Origin of the sequence: Alteromonas sp. MTD1, assembly GCF_042848195.1 — a bacterium.
Taxonomy (GTDB): Bacteria; Pseudomonadota; Gammaproteobacteria; order Enterobacterales; family Alteromonadaceae; genus Alteromonas.
Map to the genome: position 1 here is coordinate 151176 of NZ_BTGG01000004.1, position 15702 is coordinate 166877.

17 protein-coding genes are annotated in these 15702 nt (G+C 42.7%); 13 read left to right on the plus strand and 4 right to left on the minus strand.

The window, feature by feature from the left end; genetic code table 11:
• Nucleotides 1-47: 47 nt before the first annotated feature.
• From ACGHAV_RS06715 to ACGHAV_RS06725, 3 genes are all read right to left on the minus strand, one after another.
• Entirely contained in the window at nt 48-1775 is a 1728-nt protein-coding gene (locus ACGHAV_RS06715; RefSeq protein WP_390378633.1) for an ABC transporter transmembrane domain-containing protein, read from the minus strand.
• Between the two features lie 237 nt (nt 1776-2012).
• Nucleotides 2013-2498, minus strand: a complete 486-nt coding sequence (locus ACGHAV_RS06720) for a hypothetical protein (protein WP_390378160.1) — start codon at nt 2496-2498, stop codon at nt 2013-2015.
• Nucleotides 2499-2589: 91 nt separating this feature from the next.
• Complete coding sequence (locus tag ACGHAV_RS06725; RefSeq protein WP_390378163.1) at nt 2590-3084, minus strand: hypothetical protein; 495 nt, start codon at nt 3082-3084, stop codon at nt 2590-2592.
• 300 nt (nt 3085-3384) lie between these two features.
• Between ACGHAV_RS06725 and ACGHAV_RS06730 the strand changes: the two genes are divergently transcribed.
• From ACGHAV_RS06730 to rplS, 6 genes are all read left to right on the plus strand, one after another.
• The gene (locus tag ACGHAV_RS06730) at nt 3385-3750 is read left to right on the plus strand and encodes a response regulator (protein WP_390378166.1); all 366 of its coding nucleotides are present in this window, start codon (nt 3385-3387) and stop codon (nt 3748-3750) included.
• 27 nt (nt 3751-3777) lie between these two features.
• On the plus strand, nt 3778-6360 hold the full coding sequence (locus tag ACGHAV_RS06735) for an ATP-binding protein (protein ID WP_390378169.1): 2583 nt from the start codon (nt 3778-3780) through the stop codon (nt 6358-6360).
• Nucleotides 6361-6564: 204 nt separating this feature from the next.
• Nucleotides 6565-6816 carry a 30S ribosomal protein S16 gene (gene rpsP / locus ACGHAV_RS06740; protein WP_131095552.1) on the plus strand — a complete coding sequence of 84 codons (252 nt, stop codon included), beginning with the start codon at nt 6565-6567 and terminating at the stop codon, nt 6814-6816.
• Nucleotides 6817-6839: 23 nt separating this feature from the next.
• Nucleotides 6840-7361, plus strand: a complete 522-nt coding sequence (rimM, locus tag ACGHAV_RS06745; RefSeq protein ID WP_390378173.1) for a ribosome maturation factor RimM — start codon at nt 6840-6842, stop codon at nt 7359-7361.
• Entirely contained in the window at nt 7362-8123 is a 762-nt protein-coding gene (gene trmD, locus ACGHAV_RS06750) for a tRNA (guanosine(37)-N1)-methyltransferase TrmD (protein ID WP_390378176.1), read from the plus strand. It begins immediately after the preceding gene.
• 18 nt (nt 8124-8141) lie between these two features.
• Nucleotides 8142-8501 (plus strand): 50S ribosomal protein L19, encoded by a 360-nt coding sequence (gene rplS, locus ACGHAV_RS06755; protein WP_024015986.1) that lies wholly within the window; start codon nt 8142-8144, stop codon nt 8499-8501.
• A 78-nt stretch (nt 8502-8579) separates the two neighbouring features.
• Here rplS and ACGHAV_RS06760 read toward each other — a convergent pair whose 3' ends face one another.
• The gene (locus tag ACGHAV_RS06760; protein WP_390378179.1) at nt 8580-9464 is read right to left on the minus strand and encodes a hypothetical protein; all 885 of its coding nucleotides are present in this window, start codon (nt 9462-9464) and stop codon (nt 8580-8582) included.
• A 422-nt stretch (nt 9465-9886) separates the two neighbouring features.
• On the opposite strand from ACGHAV_RS06760, the gene ACGHAV_RS06765 reads away from it, so the two are divergent.
• From ACGHAV_RS06765 to ACGHAV_RS06795, 7 genes are all read left to right on the plus strand, one after another.
• The gene (locus ACGHAV_RS06765; RefSeq protein ID WP_390378182.1) at nt 9887-10105 is read left to right on the plus strand and encodes a hypothetical protein; all 219 of its coding nucleotides are present in this window, start codon (nt 9887-9889) and stop codon (nt 10103-10105) included.
• 249 nt (nt 10106-10354) lie between these two features.
• Nucleotides 10355-11443, plus strand: a complete 1089-nt coding sequence (locus ACGHAV_RS06770; RefSeq protein ID WP_390378185.1) for a 3-deoxy-7-phosphoheptulonate synthase — start codon at nt 10355-10357, stop codon at nt 11441-11443.
• Nucleotides 11444-11516: 73 nt separating this feature from the next.
• Entirely contained in the window at nt 11517-12671 is a 1155-nt protein-coding gene (tyrA, locus tag ACGHAV_RS06775) for a bifunctional chorismate mutase/prephenate dehydrogenase (protein WP_390378188.1), read from the plus strand.
• A gap of 6 nt (nt 12672-12677) precedes the next feature.
• The gene (locus ACGHAV_RS06780; protein ID WP_390378191.1) at nt 12678-14015 is read left to right on the plus strand and encodes a pepsin-like aspartic protease; all 1338 of its coding nucleotides are present in this window, start codon (nt 12678-12680) and stop codon (nt 14013-14015) included.
• Nucleotides 14016-14074: 59 nt separating this feature from the next.
• Nucleotides 14075-14842 (plus strand): SAM-dependent methyltransferase, encoded by a 768-nt coding sequence (locus tag ACGHAV_RS06785; RefSeq protein ID WP_390378194.1) that lies wholly within the window; start codon nt 14075-14077, stop codon nt 14840-14842.
• A gap of 68 nt (nt 14843-14910) precedes the next feature.
• Complete coding sequence (locus ACGHAV_RS06790; RefSeq protein ID WP_390378197.1) at nt 14911-15360, plus strand: GNAT family N-acetyltransferase; 450 nt, start codon at nt 14911-14913, stop codon at nt 15358-15360.
• A 118-nt stretch (nt 15361-15478) separates the two neighbouring features.
• On the plus strand, nt 15479-15691 hold the full coding sequence (locus ACGHAV_RS06795) for a hypothetical protein (RefSeq protein ID WP_390378200.1): 213 nt from the start codon (nt 15479-15481) through the stop codon (nt 15689-15691).
• Nucleotides 15692-15702: the final 11 nt, after the last annotated feature.

Genomic DNA, 15702 nt, shown 5'->3' on the forward strand with positions numbered 1-15702 from the left:
AGACATATTTAGGAATGTCTTTAATACCGCGTAGCATCGCATGTGGTTCAGCTAAGTAGTTGCAGTTCAGCGTATTCCCTATACAGGGTGTCGCTTTTCATCAACTCATTATGGGTACCACTACCAACAACCTGACCGTTATCCATCACAATAATGCGGTCAGCGTGCTGAACGGTGGCAAGTCTGTGTGCAATTACAATACTTGTTTTGCCTATCATCAGTCTGTCGATGGCTTGCTGAACCATACGTTCACTCATGGCGTCAAGTGCACTGGTGGCTTCATCAAGTAACAAAATGGGGCGGTCCGCCAATATCGCTCTTGCAATGGCAATACGCTGCTTTTGCCCTCCAGAAAGTTTTATGCCGCGTTCACCAAGCTGTGTCTGGTATCGCTCGTCTAATTTATCAATAAACTCGTGCGCAAATGCCTGCTTTGCTGCATTAATAACATCCTCATCACTCGCTTCTGGTTTGCCATAGCGAATGTTTTCCATAACCGTATTGGCAAACACTACGGGCTCTTGTGTAACTACTGCGATATGTTGGCGAAGGTAGGCAAGAGAAAGCGTATTAATAGGCTTACCGTCAAAGTAAATAGTGCCTTCTTGTGGATCGTAAAATCGAAGAAGAAGTTGAAAGAGCGTTGTTTTCCCGGCACCACTAGGTCCAACTAAAGCAAGTCTTTCTCCGGCGTTAATCACGATATTTAAGTTGTCGAAGAGTAGCTTGTCGTCAGAGTATCCAAAGTTAACCTTTGAAATATCGATACGTGGAGCATTGGGCAGCACCTGCAGAGCGTTTACTTCCGTGTTGATTGAAGGTGAATCGATAGCCGAACGGGCGTTGAGTAACTCGTATAACCTCTCACTTGCACCAACGCCTCGCTGCACTTCGCCAATAACTTCACTGATGGTGGCAACACTTCCGCCGGCCATTACCGCGTAAAACAAAAAGGCCGACAGTTCACCTACTGTCATGCTTCCTGAAAGCACTTGTCTTGCACCAACCCAAGCGATAAATATGATGGCGGACATACTAATACACATAATGCAGCCGATTAGTGATGAACGATAGTGAATACGTCTTTCTGCAGCCTTCATGGCACTTTCCACTTTTTTCGAAAAGTGCATACGCTCACTCTCTTCTGCCGTGTAGGCCTGCACTGTCATGATCTCGTGTAGGCTTTCGTCAATTCGAGCGCCTAAATCGGCCACCTTATCTTGGCTTTCCTTGGCAAATCTACGAACTTGTGGCGCAAGTACCTTTATCGGTATGAGTACTGCAGGTACAGCGACAATGACGCAAAACGTCAATAGGGGGCTTGAAAACATCATGAGCGCAAGTGCGCCAACAAACGTAACGATAGAGCGGAGGGTCATCGACAAACTCATGCCCACCACAGTTTGGATAATGGTTGTGTCGCTGGTAAAACGAGAAATGACCTCGCCAGTGCGTAACTCTGCAAAAAACGATGGCGTAAGAGACAGTAAGTGTGAGTAAACCTGATTTCGAATATCGGCACTGACACGCTCGCCCAGCCATGTCATTAAATAAAAACGTGCATAGGTGGCCAAACAGGCCACAAACGTGATAGCTAACACTAGTACCATTGCATTGTTGAGTGTTTGCGAGGCTTTTTCTATAAAACCATTGTCGATGGCGTATTTAATGCCTTGGCCTAGCAATAGCCATGCTAGTGCTGCAACGAACAATGCGATGATCGCACCAAGCACCTTGGTTTTATAGTTTAAAAGGTGCGCTAAAATCCATTTCATCACCTGTTTGGTCGACACTGCCTGTACTGCTTTATTCACTGCGGCCTCTTATGAGCAATTAACTACGCGTGCCAGCTTGTCAAAGTTACAGCATTAGCTCACACGAGAATGTGGTTCTAGTATACGGACAATTGGCTGCGAATGATTAAAGTTTACGATTACGTAAAGGGGATTTAAGGCAGGCAGCGTTACCCAAATTATGCAAATGGTATAACGCTGCGAAAAGGACTGTAGAAGCTATACTGTACCTTCTTGGCATTGTTTCCTTCTTAAATTACCCACCGCACTGGCAAGGTTTACTGTTGTTGATACTTTATTTGATACGATAAGTCCTGAGTCTGCTTCCTGAAGCCATAACTCAACGCTATCTCCCTCACGTGTCTGATTGAGCATATAGCGTTTACCACCCTCTAAGTTTACATCAAAGCGCACTACAGCTTCTCGCACGTTTTTGAATAGTAGGTTCGAGTTGATCACGCTGGATTTTACATAAAGTACGTGTTCACCTGCTTGTATATCAAGCACCTCTATTTCCGAGTTCGGACGGTGGTTTTCACACATCAAATGGACAAAGTCTCGTTCGCGATCGGTTCGCTGAACGTAAAAGTCGACACGTGCCTCGTCTGGTTGGATAGTGGCTTGGTCATTTACAACATCTACAACGGAAGTACAGGCAAAAAGCGGGACTGTAGCGGCCATACACAAAAGTGTTTTAAGTTTCATCTGATTATTCCTTATCTGATTGACTTTCAGCATGGTGTGCACAAAAAACGAATTTGTTTACGCCATTTGCTATGAGTTTAGGTGTCGAACGCTAAACCGTGCCTTCTCGGCATTGTTCAAGGCGCAAGTCGCCTACAAATTCAGGGTACTCCACACGCGTGCTAACAATTTCAGAAACCGGTTTTCCCGATTTATATTCTTCAAGCCATACTTTCATATCGTGATTATCGCGTACCTGATTTAGCGAATACCGTTTACCGCCCTCTAAATTCACGTTTAAGCGAACAATTGCTTCTCGTTTGTTGCCAATGGGTAAATCATTATTAATTACGCTAGCGCGAACAAACAGTACGTGCTCACCTTGCTGAACATCCCTTACGACTAACGCCCCATCAGGCCTGTTGTTAAAACACATAAGAGTGACGAATTCACGCTGGTTATCAAATGCCTCACCGCGATTGGCGAAGAAATCGATGCGAGATTGATCTGATTGAACATCAGTTTGTTGGTCGATGACGTCTACCACTGACGTGCATGCAACTAGCGGGAGGAGAGCGGTGGCAAACAAAGCCGAAGATATTTTCATTTATACATTCCTTTTTTAAATACCTTGTACTTCTAAATAGGCTTAATTACCTATAACAAGTGGGAGTGTTTCCCTTAAAGAGAAGAAGCATTTTTTAATTCCATAAGGGCTTAAAGTTTAAACATTCAAAGCCCTAAAATAAATCTACATCATTTAGCGTAAATAGAAAGTCGTTTTGGTTAAATAGGTCTAAAACATAAGGTTTTATTTATGTATTATCAAAACGCTAAAAATATTTTTTGACCTTTATCTTTGACTCAACGTAATCTATATTGCTTAAAAAACAAACAGGTTCGGGTTATGGATAAGCAGGTCTATTATTTAGAGGACAATGACGTCAATTACCAAGTGGCGGAGGCTATGTTTGAACTAATTGGCGTGACCAAACTAACGCGATTTTCCACTCTTGAAGAGCTAGATACATTTACCGGGTCAGCTGCCAGCAATTCCGCCGATTTGCTAGTGCTCGATATCATGCTACCCGATGGAAATTCGGTATCATTATTACCTAAGCTTAAATCGCATTTTTCTTGCCCCATAGTTGCATTTACCGCGAAATCAGCGCCTGCAGAGATAGAAGCGTTACTTGACGCAGGCTTTGTAGATGTTTTTACCAAGCCTGTTGATTTTGATTTCTTTGAGAGAAAGGTACGTCATTTACTTTAATAACGAGGATGCAAAAGGAAGTGTGTAATGACCGTAAGCAATTTGAAATATGCGAAAGAGTTTGAACCGTGTGAGCAAGAAAACTTAAGGAAAACAGGTGCATTCCAATATGGTATGTACATTCTTGTTTTTAAGGGCAATGAGCTCGTAGCTTTCTCTGAGGGTGTAAGCATTGGAATCAAAAAGCGAGCAACCTCTGTATTGCATTTAGCAGGCGAACGGGTGGTAGGCGGCCCTCATGAGGTAGTCGAAGAAGCGGATGGCAATATTTGGCTTCGACACGAAAACCAAGGCTATACATTTTTAGAATTAAGCGACAGTAAGACCGCTTCATCATTTTCACACAATACATATAACAACGAGTTAGCAGAACTAAACATCCCCAATGTTTGGAAGTGCGCGGAACAAGTCTGTCAGTTTGTGTCAAAAAGTATAAATGCCGAGCGAGTGATGGTGTATCAGTTTCACGAAGACTGGTCAGGTGAAGTCATAAGTGAACGCATTGGTGCAGACACTGAAAGTTTCCTTGGGCTACGCTACCCACCAACCGATATTCCTAAAGTAGCTAGAACACTTTATTTAGAATTGAAAACTCGCCACCTATTTAATGTGAAAACGCCTACACCGCTCATTGTTGAAGCTAAAGACGTCGAGGAAACAGATATTGACTTGTCTCATTGTCTTTCTCGCAGCGTTTCCCCTTTCCACGTTGAATATTTAAACAATATGGGGTCTGCAAGCACGCTTTCTTGCGCCATCATTGTAGAAAATAAACTTTGGGGCTTGTTGTCGCTTCACTTCTCCGAAAAGCGGCTCGTTGATATACATGAGTTTGTTTTTTTTCAGAAGCTTAGCATTGATATAAGCGCTGCGTTTAGCTGGGCAATATCATCTCAAAGGGAAATGCTAGTCACGCGCAGTCAAAATGCGGTTAATCGATTGATGCAGAGATTAGAAGAGGAGGTAGAGCCTTTTCAAACGTTAATATTGTCAGATGTAGCGCTGCATAAAATATCTGGTGGCCAAGGTATTTCGTTATTTATTGGTAGTGAAGTTTCCAGTATAGGGCTGGTGCCATCTCAAGAAGACCTAGTAAAAATTCGGGAGAACTTGTCGTCCAATTTCGATGTGGGAAATCACTTTTGCGAGATGTCTCCTTTTGATTTTACTCTTTCAAACAATGTTGCTGGAATGGCTATTTGCATAATCAGTAAAGCGCCTTTCTGCGCTATCATTATTTTTCGAAAGGGGCTCGATCAGACAGTGGCTTGGGGCGGTGATCCCAGGAATTATTCAATCAGTGAAGGGGAGGTATTGCGCTACACTCCCAGAAAAAGTTTCGAAAAGTGGATTGAAAACGTTGAAGGGTGTTCTGCACCCTGGAGTGAACAACATAAAAGCGCGATAGAAAGTACCTTTTCGAGTGTGAAAGCATTTTTGGAGGTTGATAACGCAGAGCTCGCGATATTACTGAGAAGTGGAATGCGTCGAGCGCTGAAAAAGAAAGAAAATTTACGGTCTGTAGCGACTGACGTTATCGACAGTATAACATCGGGTATTGCTATTGGTATTGAGCAGGGGGCTACTGCCTCCAATTCTGTTGTGGCTATAAATAACGTAACAGCCGAATCGTTTAATATAAGCCACTCTGACTTTCTAGGTGCTTCATTTACTGACTTCTCTGCGTCAATTGGCATCGACTGGGAAACAAGTGCTGGCAGTGATAAACCTATTACTATTAATACCGTTACCAACGGCATAAGGGACGTTAAAGTACGCCAAGGCTTACTCTTTGAATATTTCGATATTGGCCGAATCAAAGACAGTTTTATGCGTTTGGTCATCTATGAATTTATTGATATCACAGAAGCAACTCGCATAAAGAACTCTCTAATTGCAGCGAGAGAAAAAGCGATATCTGAAAATAACCTTCGAAATGAGATGATGGCGAAGCTTTTTCACGAACTTAAAACACCTCTTCATGGTTTGTTGGGGCTCTCCGAAATATTACGCAGACGCTTTGAAGTCATTGATGACATAAAAAATAAAACGTTGATTGACTCTCTGTATCAATCAGCTTCTTTAATGCGAGATGTGGTGGAGTATTCCCTTAGCACTTCATCGCTTGTTGATACGGTTGATGAGCAAAACTTCAGAAAAATTTCTGTTAACAAGCTAATTACCGAGGTAGTTGCTTTGGTTCAGCCTTTAGCTGACAAAAAACAAGTTACGCTGGAACTTGCTTTAATGGGTGACGTAGAAATATATGCGGAACCTCGAGGTATTCGCCAAGTGCTGATCAACCTGATTGAAAATGGCATAAAGTACAATGTCGAAAATGGTTCAGTAACGATTAGAACTGAACTTTCTGACTACGGGCGTATATCGATGGTTGTCGAGGACAGCGGTGCGGGAATGACTGCCGAGCAAATCGCTAAATGTACTCAACCCTATCAGCGATTCTCAAATCTAGATGGTTCAGGATTGGGGCTATCTATTGCTGAGGCCCTGATGCGAAATATGGGGGGGCAATTTGAGATATCTTCTAAAGTAGGCGTTGGTACAAAAATAACAATTTCAATGGGCGCGGAAACTGAAATCGCGGCATAGCACTTCTATTTTTTTTAATCCACTAAAGAATGCGCTGAGTGAAACAGAAGCTTAGCGCGCTCTCTATGTTATTACAACACATATAAAACTTGCAATTTACCAGTGTATCCGTATAATTCGGCGGCCTTCTAATTGGTGTCTAATTTTTAGTCGTCAAACGAAGGCTTAAGTTAACGGTAACGCTACAACGAGTTTGAGGCATTTATGGTTACTATTCGTTTACAGCGTGGTGGCGCGAAAAAGCGTCCATTTTATCAACTAGTGGTGGCTGATAGCCGTCGTGCAAGAAACGGTCGTTTCATTGAAAACATCGGTTTCTTCAACCCAACTGCACAAGGTCAAGCGGAACGCCTTCGCATCGACCTAGAGCGTGTTGAATACTGGGTTGGCGTAGGCGCGAGCTTATCAGATCGCGTTTCTAGCTTGGTAAAAGAAGCTAAAAAATCTGCAGCGTAAGCTGTTATTAACTGGTGGTATAGATGAGTCTAGCGTCTGACAAATTGATTGTTGGCAAAATTGGCGCACCGTATGGTGTTAAAGGTTGGGTCAAAATCAACAGCTATACAGAAACACCAGAAGGCATTTTTGAGTATGCGCCATGGTTTATTGGCGAAGAAAAAGAATACCAAATTGACCAGTGGCGACCGCACGGTAAAAGCCTAGTTGCAAAAATTGTGGGCGTTGAGAACCGAGATGATGCAGAACGCATTAAAAACTTGGATATCAACATAAATGCTTCACAGCTGCCTGATTTAGGTGATGAAGGTGTTTATTGGCGTGAGCTCACCGGCATGAAAGTGGTAACAACGCAAGGTTACGACTTAGGTGTGGTGAAAGAAGTGTTTAATACAGGTGCTAACGACGTGATTCACGTTAAAGCGAATGTAGGCGACGCTTTCGGTCAAAAAGAAAGACTTATACCTTTTGTGTTCGACGATGTCGTACAAGAGGTAAATAAGGAAGCGAAGGTCATTGAAGTTGACTGGGACCCGGGGTTTTAAGTGACACCGGAAAAGTGGTTTGGTGTTGTTAGCCTGTTTCCAGATATGTTCGGCCCATTCACCCAACAAGGTGTAATTAGCAGGGCAGTTAAGTCAGGAACAGTAACGGTTGATACATTCAACCCCCGCGACTTTACTCATGATCGCCATCGTACAGTAGACGACCGCCCCTACGGAGGCGGACCCGGTATGCTGATGATGGTAAAACCGCTTACCGACGCAATACAAGCCGCCAAGAAAGTAGGTGGCGAAAAAAGTAAGGTGATCTACTTATCACCACAAGGGAAACCCCTTGACCAAGCAGGCGTACAACGCCTTGCTAACATTGACCGCACAATTTTAATTTGTGGTCGATATGAAGGCATCGACGAGCGAGTAATCGAAAGCCATGTAGATGAAGAAGTCTCTATTGGTGATTACGTATTAAGCGGCGGTGAGCTGCCAGCAATGGTCCTTATGGACGCGGTTGCTCGTTTAGTTCCCGGTGTGTTGGGGCACAAAGCCTCAGCAGTTGAAGATTCCTTCACTGACGGTCTTTTGGATTGTCCGCACTATACGCGGCCCGAAATACTCGATGGTCAAAAGGTACCTGATGTGTTGTTAAGTGGGGACCATGAAAAAATTAGGCAGTGGCGATTGATGCAATCATTAGGTAGAACCTGGCAGCGTCGCCCTGAATTGTTAAATCACCTAGCTCTGACTGAGGAGCAGCAGCGTTTGCTTGAATTATTCCAAGCGCAACTGCAGCAAGATGACAGTTAACTAGGACGAGAGGATATGATGAGCAAAGTCAGTCAAGATATCATCAAAAAAATCGAAGAAGCACAGCTAAAAACTGATGTTCCTGCGTTTGGTCCAGGTGACACAGTAGTTGTTAAAGTTCGCGTTACCGAAGGTGACAAAGAGCGTCTTCAGGCTTATGAAGGTGTTGTTATCGCTAAACGTAACCGTGGTCTGCACTCGTCTTTTACCGTGCGTAAAATTTCTAGCGGCGAAGGCGTTGAGCGTGTGTTCCAGACACACAGCCCGGCAGTTTCTTCAATTGAAGTGAAACGTCGCGGTGCGGTTCGTCGTGCTAAGCTTTACTATCTACGTGAGCGTTCAGGTAAATCTGCACGTATCAAAGAGAAGCTTAACTAAGATTACTAATCCTTGCGTTATTGTTAACTTCGAAAAAGCCCGCATCAAGCGGGCTTTTTTGTGTCTGCGTTTTTTAGCCTAGTACAGTTCTAATATGTACTTTGTCATATCGTTCATTGGAGTTGGATTTTTAAGCGGTATGTGGTCGCCAAGGTCAGGAAGTTTCTGAACCCCTTTAATTAAGCGCTTTGCCAAAGCACACTGTTCTAAGAGCTCTTTAGAAATCGTAACTAACTGCCTACTAATCCCTATTTTGGGATGATTGAACGACCAGCTAATTTCATCACCTATTTGGTACAGATCATGTTTCATTATCATTGGTACAGTTGGAAGTGCAGGGTATAGCCTTTGGGTTATACCTTGTAACCCTGTTGAGTCATCAAAGATTAGATATTTTATACCTAACTTTTTTGCGCTAATTATACGATTAGCTGAATCAATATGATCGTCGAAATAAACTAGTGTATTTTGTGGTACTCCGTCTATTTTTAACTCAGAGAAGTCTTTATCACCTACAAGTTCAAATTTACTGTTGTTTGAAATAGAAAGCTTCAGTTTTGACAGGTCAGGGTCTATCGCGATTACTTTTTTAAGAGCAATGTTGTCTAAAAAAGCATGTAAAGAGCTACCTATGAAAACACCAGATTCTATATAACAACTTGGATTTAAAACTTGGCTTAAACACCAAAAGTTCAAATGGTCCTTTTCTCTCACACCACCTTGCTCGAACAAACCAATTTCTTTTGCTTCTAAATAGTGGCGTTTATATTTTGAACCCAGTTGATGAAAGTCGAATGTGTCTATATCAACGTCTAAAAATGTTATGTAAAAATTAAGTGCTTCCTTGATTGCTCCACAGATTAAACGGTTTAAAAGCTCATCGTTTATAACAGTTTCTCGAGCATATTTTTCAGCCACTCTTGAAATCCAAGGGCTGTTTTCCATGAGGAATTGTTTTTTCATCAGTTAGGTACGTTTTACTTGTTATGAATTGACTATCGGCAAAAAAAGTAATTGCTTAACCAATTTACCTCATTTCAATACTAAAAATGAAAAGAATACTTGAAGCAAAATACAACATCGATACGGTGCAATACAGCCAGTCGGACAGTTATTCAAATCGACAAATTTTAGTAACTTGTCATTACTCTCAGGATTGGTTGAGAGTAATTACACAGGGCTTTAACGATGTAAATGAAGATAATCTTTTTACTAATGGATATAGTTATGGATTTAATTGAATTAACACAAGATGAGCTGGATGAAGTAAATGGTGCTTTCCTACATGTAGCTGCATTAGGTGCTGGCGTTTACCTTCTCGGCTCGGCTTTTAATGGTGGTTTCTAATAGGGATGGCTTGCTTTCCTTTTGAAGGAACTATTCCAATGAAAAAATTGTACTTAACGTTTATCTTCACCCAACTTGGTTTAACCACGCCGATGTTTATAATGTGGTGGCTTGTTGGGGGGATTGAGAATGCAAGAGAGATGCTATTTGTGATCTCTGTTTTAGCGAGCGCTATGGCAGGTAATGTTCTGATGGCTGACGCTTATGAAAAAGGCTTGCAAGCACGGCATATTGTAAAGAATAAAAGCGAACCTTAATAAACCTCACTTCTGGTTAAATTTTATTCTTCATTACCCTTTTATTGCCAATACGTCATGCTCCATCGCTTCGAATCTATTCTAGATTAAAGTATTATGTGTTTATACTTGCGTTGTCATTCGTGAGTTGTTAAAAAGTCAATGACGTTAAAGAAATATAGAAAAAGCTGGTTGTACAATAAGGTTTACATGCAGATTGCAAACTCTTTTAACGTTTTCTTCTTCAATTTTTAAGTTAAGAGAGCCCTCATGATCAAGGACACTGTCAATAACGTTCACGTCAGTACAGAAGACGTACTCATCACGCCGGAAGCGTTGAGCGCTGAACTTCCCGTATCAGACAAAGCGCTAGAAGCTATTTCAGCGTCGCGCAAAATTGTGTCTGATATTATTCATCGCCGCGACCATCGCATGCTAGTAGTGTGCGGCCCATGTTCAATTCACGATGTTAAAGCTGCAAAAGAATACGCGCTTAAACTTAAAGAACTCCACGAATCTTGCAAAGACACGCTATTTATCGTGATGCGTGTTTATTTTGAAAAGCCGCGCACAACCACAGGTTGGAAAGGCTTAATTAACGACCCTCATATCGACGGAAGCTTCGATATTGAAGCAGGGCTTAGAAAAGCTCGAGAGCTACTAATCTGGCTTGCAGAATTAGAATTACCGGTAGCGACTGAAGCGCTAGACCCTATTAGCCCGCAGTATCTTGCTGAACTTTTCAGCTGGGCTGCAATTGGTGCACGTACTTCTGAATCACAAACACACCGTGAAATGGCAAGTGGTCTGTCTATGCCGGTTGGTTTTAAAAATGGTACAGACGGAAGCTTAGATATTGCCATCAATGCACTTAAATCTGCGGCTTCAAGTCACCGATTTATGGGTATTAACAAGCAAGGACAAGTAAGCATTATCGGTACAAGCGGTAACCCTGATGGGCATATTATTTTGCGTGGCGGAAAGCAGCCAAATTACGATTCGGTTTGTGTGTCTGAATGTGAGATTGAACTAGAACAAGCGGGCTTAACCGCTGGATTGGTGGTAGATTGCAGTCATGCCAATTCGTCAAAAGACTATCGCCGTCAGCCACTGGTTGCGCAAAATGTGGTAAACCAAATTTTAGAGGGTAATCAATCAATTATTGGCCTAATGCTGGAAAGCCATCTTAAGCCTGGCAATCAGAAGTCTGATGGCAAAAAACCGGAAGACCTAGAATACGGTGTGTCTATTACCGATGGTTGTATTGACTGGGAAACAACAGAAAATTTGATTGCTCAAACCAGAGATAAGTTAATAACTGTGTTACCCTTACGTCAAAACAAACGCACGGTGGCATAGTTAACGATAAAGCTAAATATAACGCTAATTAACTAAAACGCCCCGAGTCATTTGATTCAAGGAACAAGAGAAAATGACTGATTCTTCGCAGCATTTAAAAGAATTAGAAGAGCTGCGTGAAGGTATTGACGAGCTGGACACCCAGCTTGTCGACATACTTGCCAAACGCAACAAAATAACCGCTCAAGTAGGCCAGATAAAAGCTGAAGCTGGTATGCCAGTTTATGTACCTGAGCGCGAAAAAGCGTTAATTGCTTCAAGACGCCAACAGGCTGATGCCCTTGGCGTGTCTCCCGATCTTACCGAAGATTTACTTCGCAGGGTAATGCGAGAGTCGTATCACACTCAAAATAACAAGTATCGTTGTGTTAGACCGGAAATCGACAATGTTGTTGTAATTGGTGGTGCAGGTGCGTTAGGACGCGTTTTTGTCAGCTTGTTTGAACGTAGTAACTACAACGTGTCTGTGGTTGAACGAGACGATTGGGAAAACGGGTACGCAGAGTCAGTGCTTCGAACAGCGTCACTGGTTATTGTTTCTGTGCCAATTAACTTAACCGAATCGGTTATAGCCAAACTTACCATGTTGCCCGAAAACTGCGTGTTAGCGGATATCACCAGTATTAAGGCCAAGCCACTTGAAGCGATGCTTGCGGTTCATAATGGACCCGTAGTAGGGCTGCACCCTATGTTTGGCCCTGATGCTCCGGGCATGATTAAGCAAGTTGTGGTGGTGTGTGAAGGCCGAGGCAGCGAAAAATATGCATGGCTTATTGAGCAGATGCGTATTTGGGGAGCAACCATTCACGACTCGTCGGCAAAAGAACATGATGAAGCTATGGCCTATATTCAGGTTATGCGACATTTCAATACCTTCGTGTATGGTCAGCATTTAAAAGGCGAAAACCCAGATTTAGAATCGTTAACCATGTTCAGTTCGCCTATCTATCGCCTAGAGCTTGCAATGGTAGGGCGTTTGTTCGCACAGTCTCCGCAGCTTTATGCAGATATTATCTTCAATAACCCTAATAATTTTGCCTTACTACGACGTTTTTATGAGCGCTTCGGCCTAGCGCTGTCGTTACTTGAAAGTGGCGATAAAAAGGGATTTGTTGAGCAGTTTATGAAAGTGGGCGGCTGGTTTGGCGATTACGCGAAAAAGTGCCTTGTAGACAGCAAACAACTGCTTTTAAAAGCAGACGACGGCCAATTGCTGCGAGATAAGTAGTTCATTATGGCGCATTCAATTAGACTGGCGTTAACCAATACGCTGGCTGATGGTGGCTACTGTGTGAGAGCACATGTGGGTACGCATCAGTACGCCGTTCACCTCATTTTAGATACTGGTAGTTCAACGCTTGCGGTTAATCACGCCTGTTATCGCCTTGAAAGCGACAATCATGCTGATTTCACCTATTACACCCAATCTATTAATTACGGCGTAGGTAGCTGGCACGGGCCGGTAATTAAAACCCAGGTTAGTCTTGGCATGTTCGGTCATAGTGTTACTCTGCCTGACGCCTACACGGCTATTGCAGACACGGGGAAGTTCGAGTGTTTTAAGCATGCTGATGGCATTTTAGGACTGGCGTATCGCCCCTTAAATTACGCGCATTATTTATTTGAAGCGGCCGAGACACAAACACCCAAGAAAGACGTATATCAATACATTATGTCAGGCGCAAACGACAACCCTGCATATAAGCAAACGAAGGCGGTCACGTTACCCAGTTTTTTTACGTCACTTGAAAAGCAGGGCGTGGTTTCGGATAAGTTTGCGTTTTGGCTGCACCGCTCAAGTATTTATTACGACAATGGATGCTGCAGAACCAAAGCGTTAGCCCACTGGCAAAATCACGGGCTTTTTGTAATGGGCGAGCCTGTGATGCACCGCGATCTATATCGTGAACCAATGCTGTCAGCGAAAGTATTGCATGATAAGTTTTACAACGTAAACTTGCTGTCAGTTAAAGTGGGTGAAAGAGATGTTCACAGTGCCCCTGTGCTTGCTGAAAAAGACGTTACTCGCTGGTGTTCCAACGCTATTGTCGATACTGGGGCGACGGTAATAGGGTTGCCCGTTTCTTTGTACAACAAAGTGGTTGAAAGCCTCGAAAAATATATTAGCGATTTATCATCAATTCTTGAGCCCTTTAGCGCATTCTCAAGCCAAGAAAAGGGCATTCCGCTAGCATCTTTAACACTATCAAACTGGCCGACTATTGAGTTTTTTCTTGAAGGTGAAAATGGGGAAGATGTGGTGTTAACCTTACCTCCCGAGGCTTATTGGCAAATACACGCTCCCGAGTTCAATAGCGCTTCCTTTAAAATCTTCCCTTTAAAGCATTGGCCGAATCAATGCATTCTAGGGCTACCGTTAATATCGCAGTACTACACAATTTTCGACAGAAGCAAAGGAAATGTTGGCTATGGAGGTAGTGATAAGAAAGAGAGCCATGAGAGCGAGAATGATAAAAAGGCGAACGGAGTGATAACGTTTGCTGAAAAGGTAACGCTTGCCAGTACAGTAAACTCAGTTAAAAGTGCTTTTTCTCATCACTCAAATAAGTAGCTGATGTAGTAACAAGTTGCTTGAAAAAACAGACAAGTGCTAAGTAAAAGGAAAACTCAATGGAACAACCATCACAGGTAGGTAGTTTAGTGTGCGTAGGCACAGGAATGATGGTTGGTGCGCATATGTCGCCACTATGCCAAAGCCATATAGAACAAGCCGATATTGTATTTGTTTGTGTGGCAGAGCATTACATGGAAGCTTGGATCATGTCGCTGAACGTGAACGCCATAAATTTACAGCCCCTATATGACGAGGGCAAGGATAGGCGGCATACCTATCAGCAAATGTGCGATGCTATGCTTGAGCAAGTAAAGCAAGGAAAGAAAGTAGTGGGAGCTTTTTATGGCCACCCGGGTGTGTTTGCAAAAGTACCGCATCAAGCCATTATTGAAGCACGAGAGTTAGGCTTTGAAGCCTACATGTTGCCAGGGATCTCAGCTGAAGCTTGCCTTTATGCAGACTTAAATATCGACCCCGGTCAGTTCGGTTGTCAGCATTACGAAGCGAATCAATTTCTACGCTATAAACGGGTAATCGATACGTCGGGGTATCTTGTGCTTTGGCAAGTAGGTGTTGCCGGTGATTTTTCTACTGCCGTTTTCACATCAACAAAGCAACAGCGCAGCCGTCTTACCGAAAAGCTACTTCAACATTATGACGCCAGTCACACTGTTATTATTTATGAAGCGGCAACCCTGCCTATCGAATCGTTCAGAGCTTCAAAGGTAACACTGGCTACCTTGCACGAACAAGAAATACACCAACACTCAACGCTTGTTGTGCCGCCACAAACGCCTTTAGTTGTTGACGAGTGTTATCAATAATGAAGGGCACGATGTCGTTTTCTACGCCGCGATTTAACAATACATTACTTGATAGTAATCATTCATTTGTGACAGCAGCACTTTATCAAGACAGTAAGATCATGCGACTTATTGGTAATCCGTTATCAGAAGCGAAAAGCAGCGCGGTAGTGTCACAGTTTTTAAAAAACAACCAGAAACCTTGGCCTGTACAAAAAGTATGGGCAATTACCTCTGCAGACTCTAATACGTTTTGCGGTATTCAAATGTTGCGTAAAGAAGCAGGTATAAATGAGGCTGAGATAGGTATAATCTTGCGACGAGAAGCTAACGGGCGGGGCGTAGCTGTCGAAGCTATGGGAGCATTAGCACATTTTGGTCTTAGCACTTTGGGATTGACTGCAATAACAGCAACCTTCGATAAAAAACACCTCGCAACGAAAAGGCTAGTAACCAAATTGGGATTTGAAGAAAGCACATTTGTTGAACCAAAAAAAGCAGATAGCCGTTTTTTTTACTATCACTTGAAAGGTTATTAGCGTTTTTGTACAGATTAATAAAAGTTCTTGAGAAGTCATTAACATCTTTGTAATTACCTGATAGTCTAAAACCTAAATCTTCCAATAACTTATATTCTAATAAGAAGAACAAAAAACTATGAAAGCGCTAAAAGAACTCCTCGCTATCGCTCAAGACGCGTCGAAGCAACGCAATACAGACGTAATTGCACAATTTAAAACCGACCACGCCGATGAACTTCATCAACAAAAAGAAAAGATGTGGTGTTTATTAATGCCTGAAGATGAAAATGGCGAGCAGCCAGATGAAACGCCTGAAGACGACAAAGATAATCAGGTAACTGTACATTAATAACATGCAGT

Excerpts from the sequence above, each read along its gene's own strand:
- rpsP (WP_131095552.1), top strand. The coding sequence starts at position 6,565 with ATGGTTACTATTCGTTTACAGCGTGGTGGCGCGAAAAAGCGTCCATTT.
- rimM (WP_390378173.1), top strand. The coding sequence starts at position 6,840 with ATGAGTCTAGCGTCTGACAAATTGATTGTTGGCAAAATTGGCGCACCG.
- ACGHAV_RS06735 (WP_390378169.1), top strand. The coding sequence starts at position 3,778 with ATGACCGTAAGCAATTTGAAATATGCGAAAGAGTTTGAACCGTGTGAG.
- ACGHAV_RS06785 (WP_390378194.1), top strand. The coding sequence starts at position 14,075 with ATGGAACAACCATCACAGGTAGGTAGTTTAGTGTGCGTAGGCACAGGA.
- rplS (WP_024015986.1), top strand. The coding sequence starts at position 8,142 with ATGAGCAAAGTCAGTCAAGATATCATCAAAAAAATCGAAGAAGCACAG.
- tyrA (WP_390378188.1), top strand. The coding sequence starts at position 11,517 with ATGACTGATTCTTCGCAGCATTTAAAAGAATTAGAAGAGCTGCGTGAA.
- ACGHAV_RS06720 (WP_390378160.1), bottom strand. The coding sequence starts at position 2,498 with ATGAAACTTAAAACACTTTTGTGTATGGCCGCTACAGTCCCGCTTTTT.
- ACGHAV_RS06780 (WP_390378191.1), top strand. The coding sequence starts at position 12,678 with ATGGCGCATTCAATTAGACTGGCGTTAACCAATACGCTGGCTGATGGT.
- ACGHAV_RS06760 (WP_390378179.1), bottom strand. The coding sequence starts at position 9,464 with ATGAAAAAACAATTCCTCATGGAAAACAGCCCTTGGATTTCAAGAGTG.
- ACGHAV_RS06715 (WP_390378633.1), bottom strand. The coding sequence starts at position 1,775 with ATGAAATGGATTTTAGCGCACCTTTTAAACTATAAAACCAAGGTGCTT.
- ACGHAV_RS06770 (WP_390378185.1), top strand. The coding sequence starts at position 10,355 with ATGATCAAGGACACTGTCAATAACGTTCACGTCAGTACAGAAGACGTA.
- ACGHAV_RS06730 (WP_390378166.1), top strand. The coding sequence starts at position 3,385 with ATGGATAAGCAGGTCTATTATTTAGAGGACAATGACGTCAATTACCAA.
- ACGHAV_RS06795 (WP_390378200.1), top strand. The coding sequence starts at position 15,479 with ATGAAAGCGCTAAAAGAACTCCTCGCTATCGCTCAAGACGCGTCGAAG.
- ACGHAV_RS06765 (WP_390378182.1), top strand. The coding sequence starts at position 9,887 with ATGAAAAAATTGTACTTAACGTTTATCTTCACCCAACTTGGTTTAACC.
- ACGHAV_RS06725 (WP_390378163.1), bottom strand. The coding sequence starts at position 3,084 with ATGAAAATATCTTCGGCTTTGTTTGCCACCGCTCTCCTCCCGCTAGTT.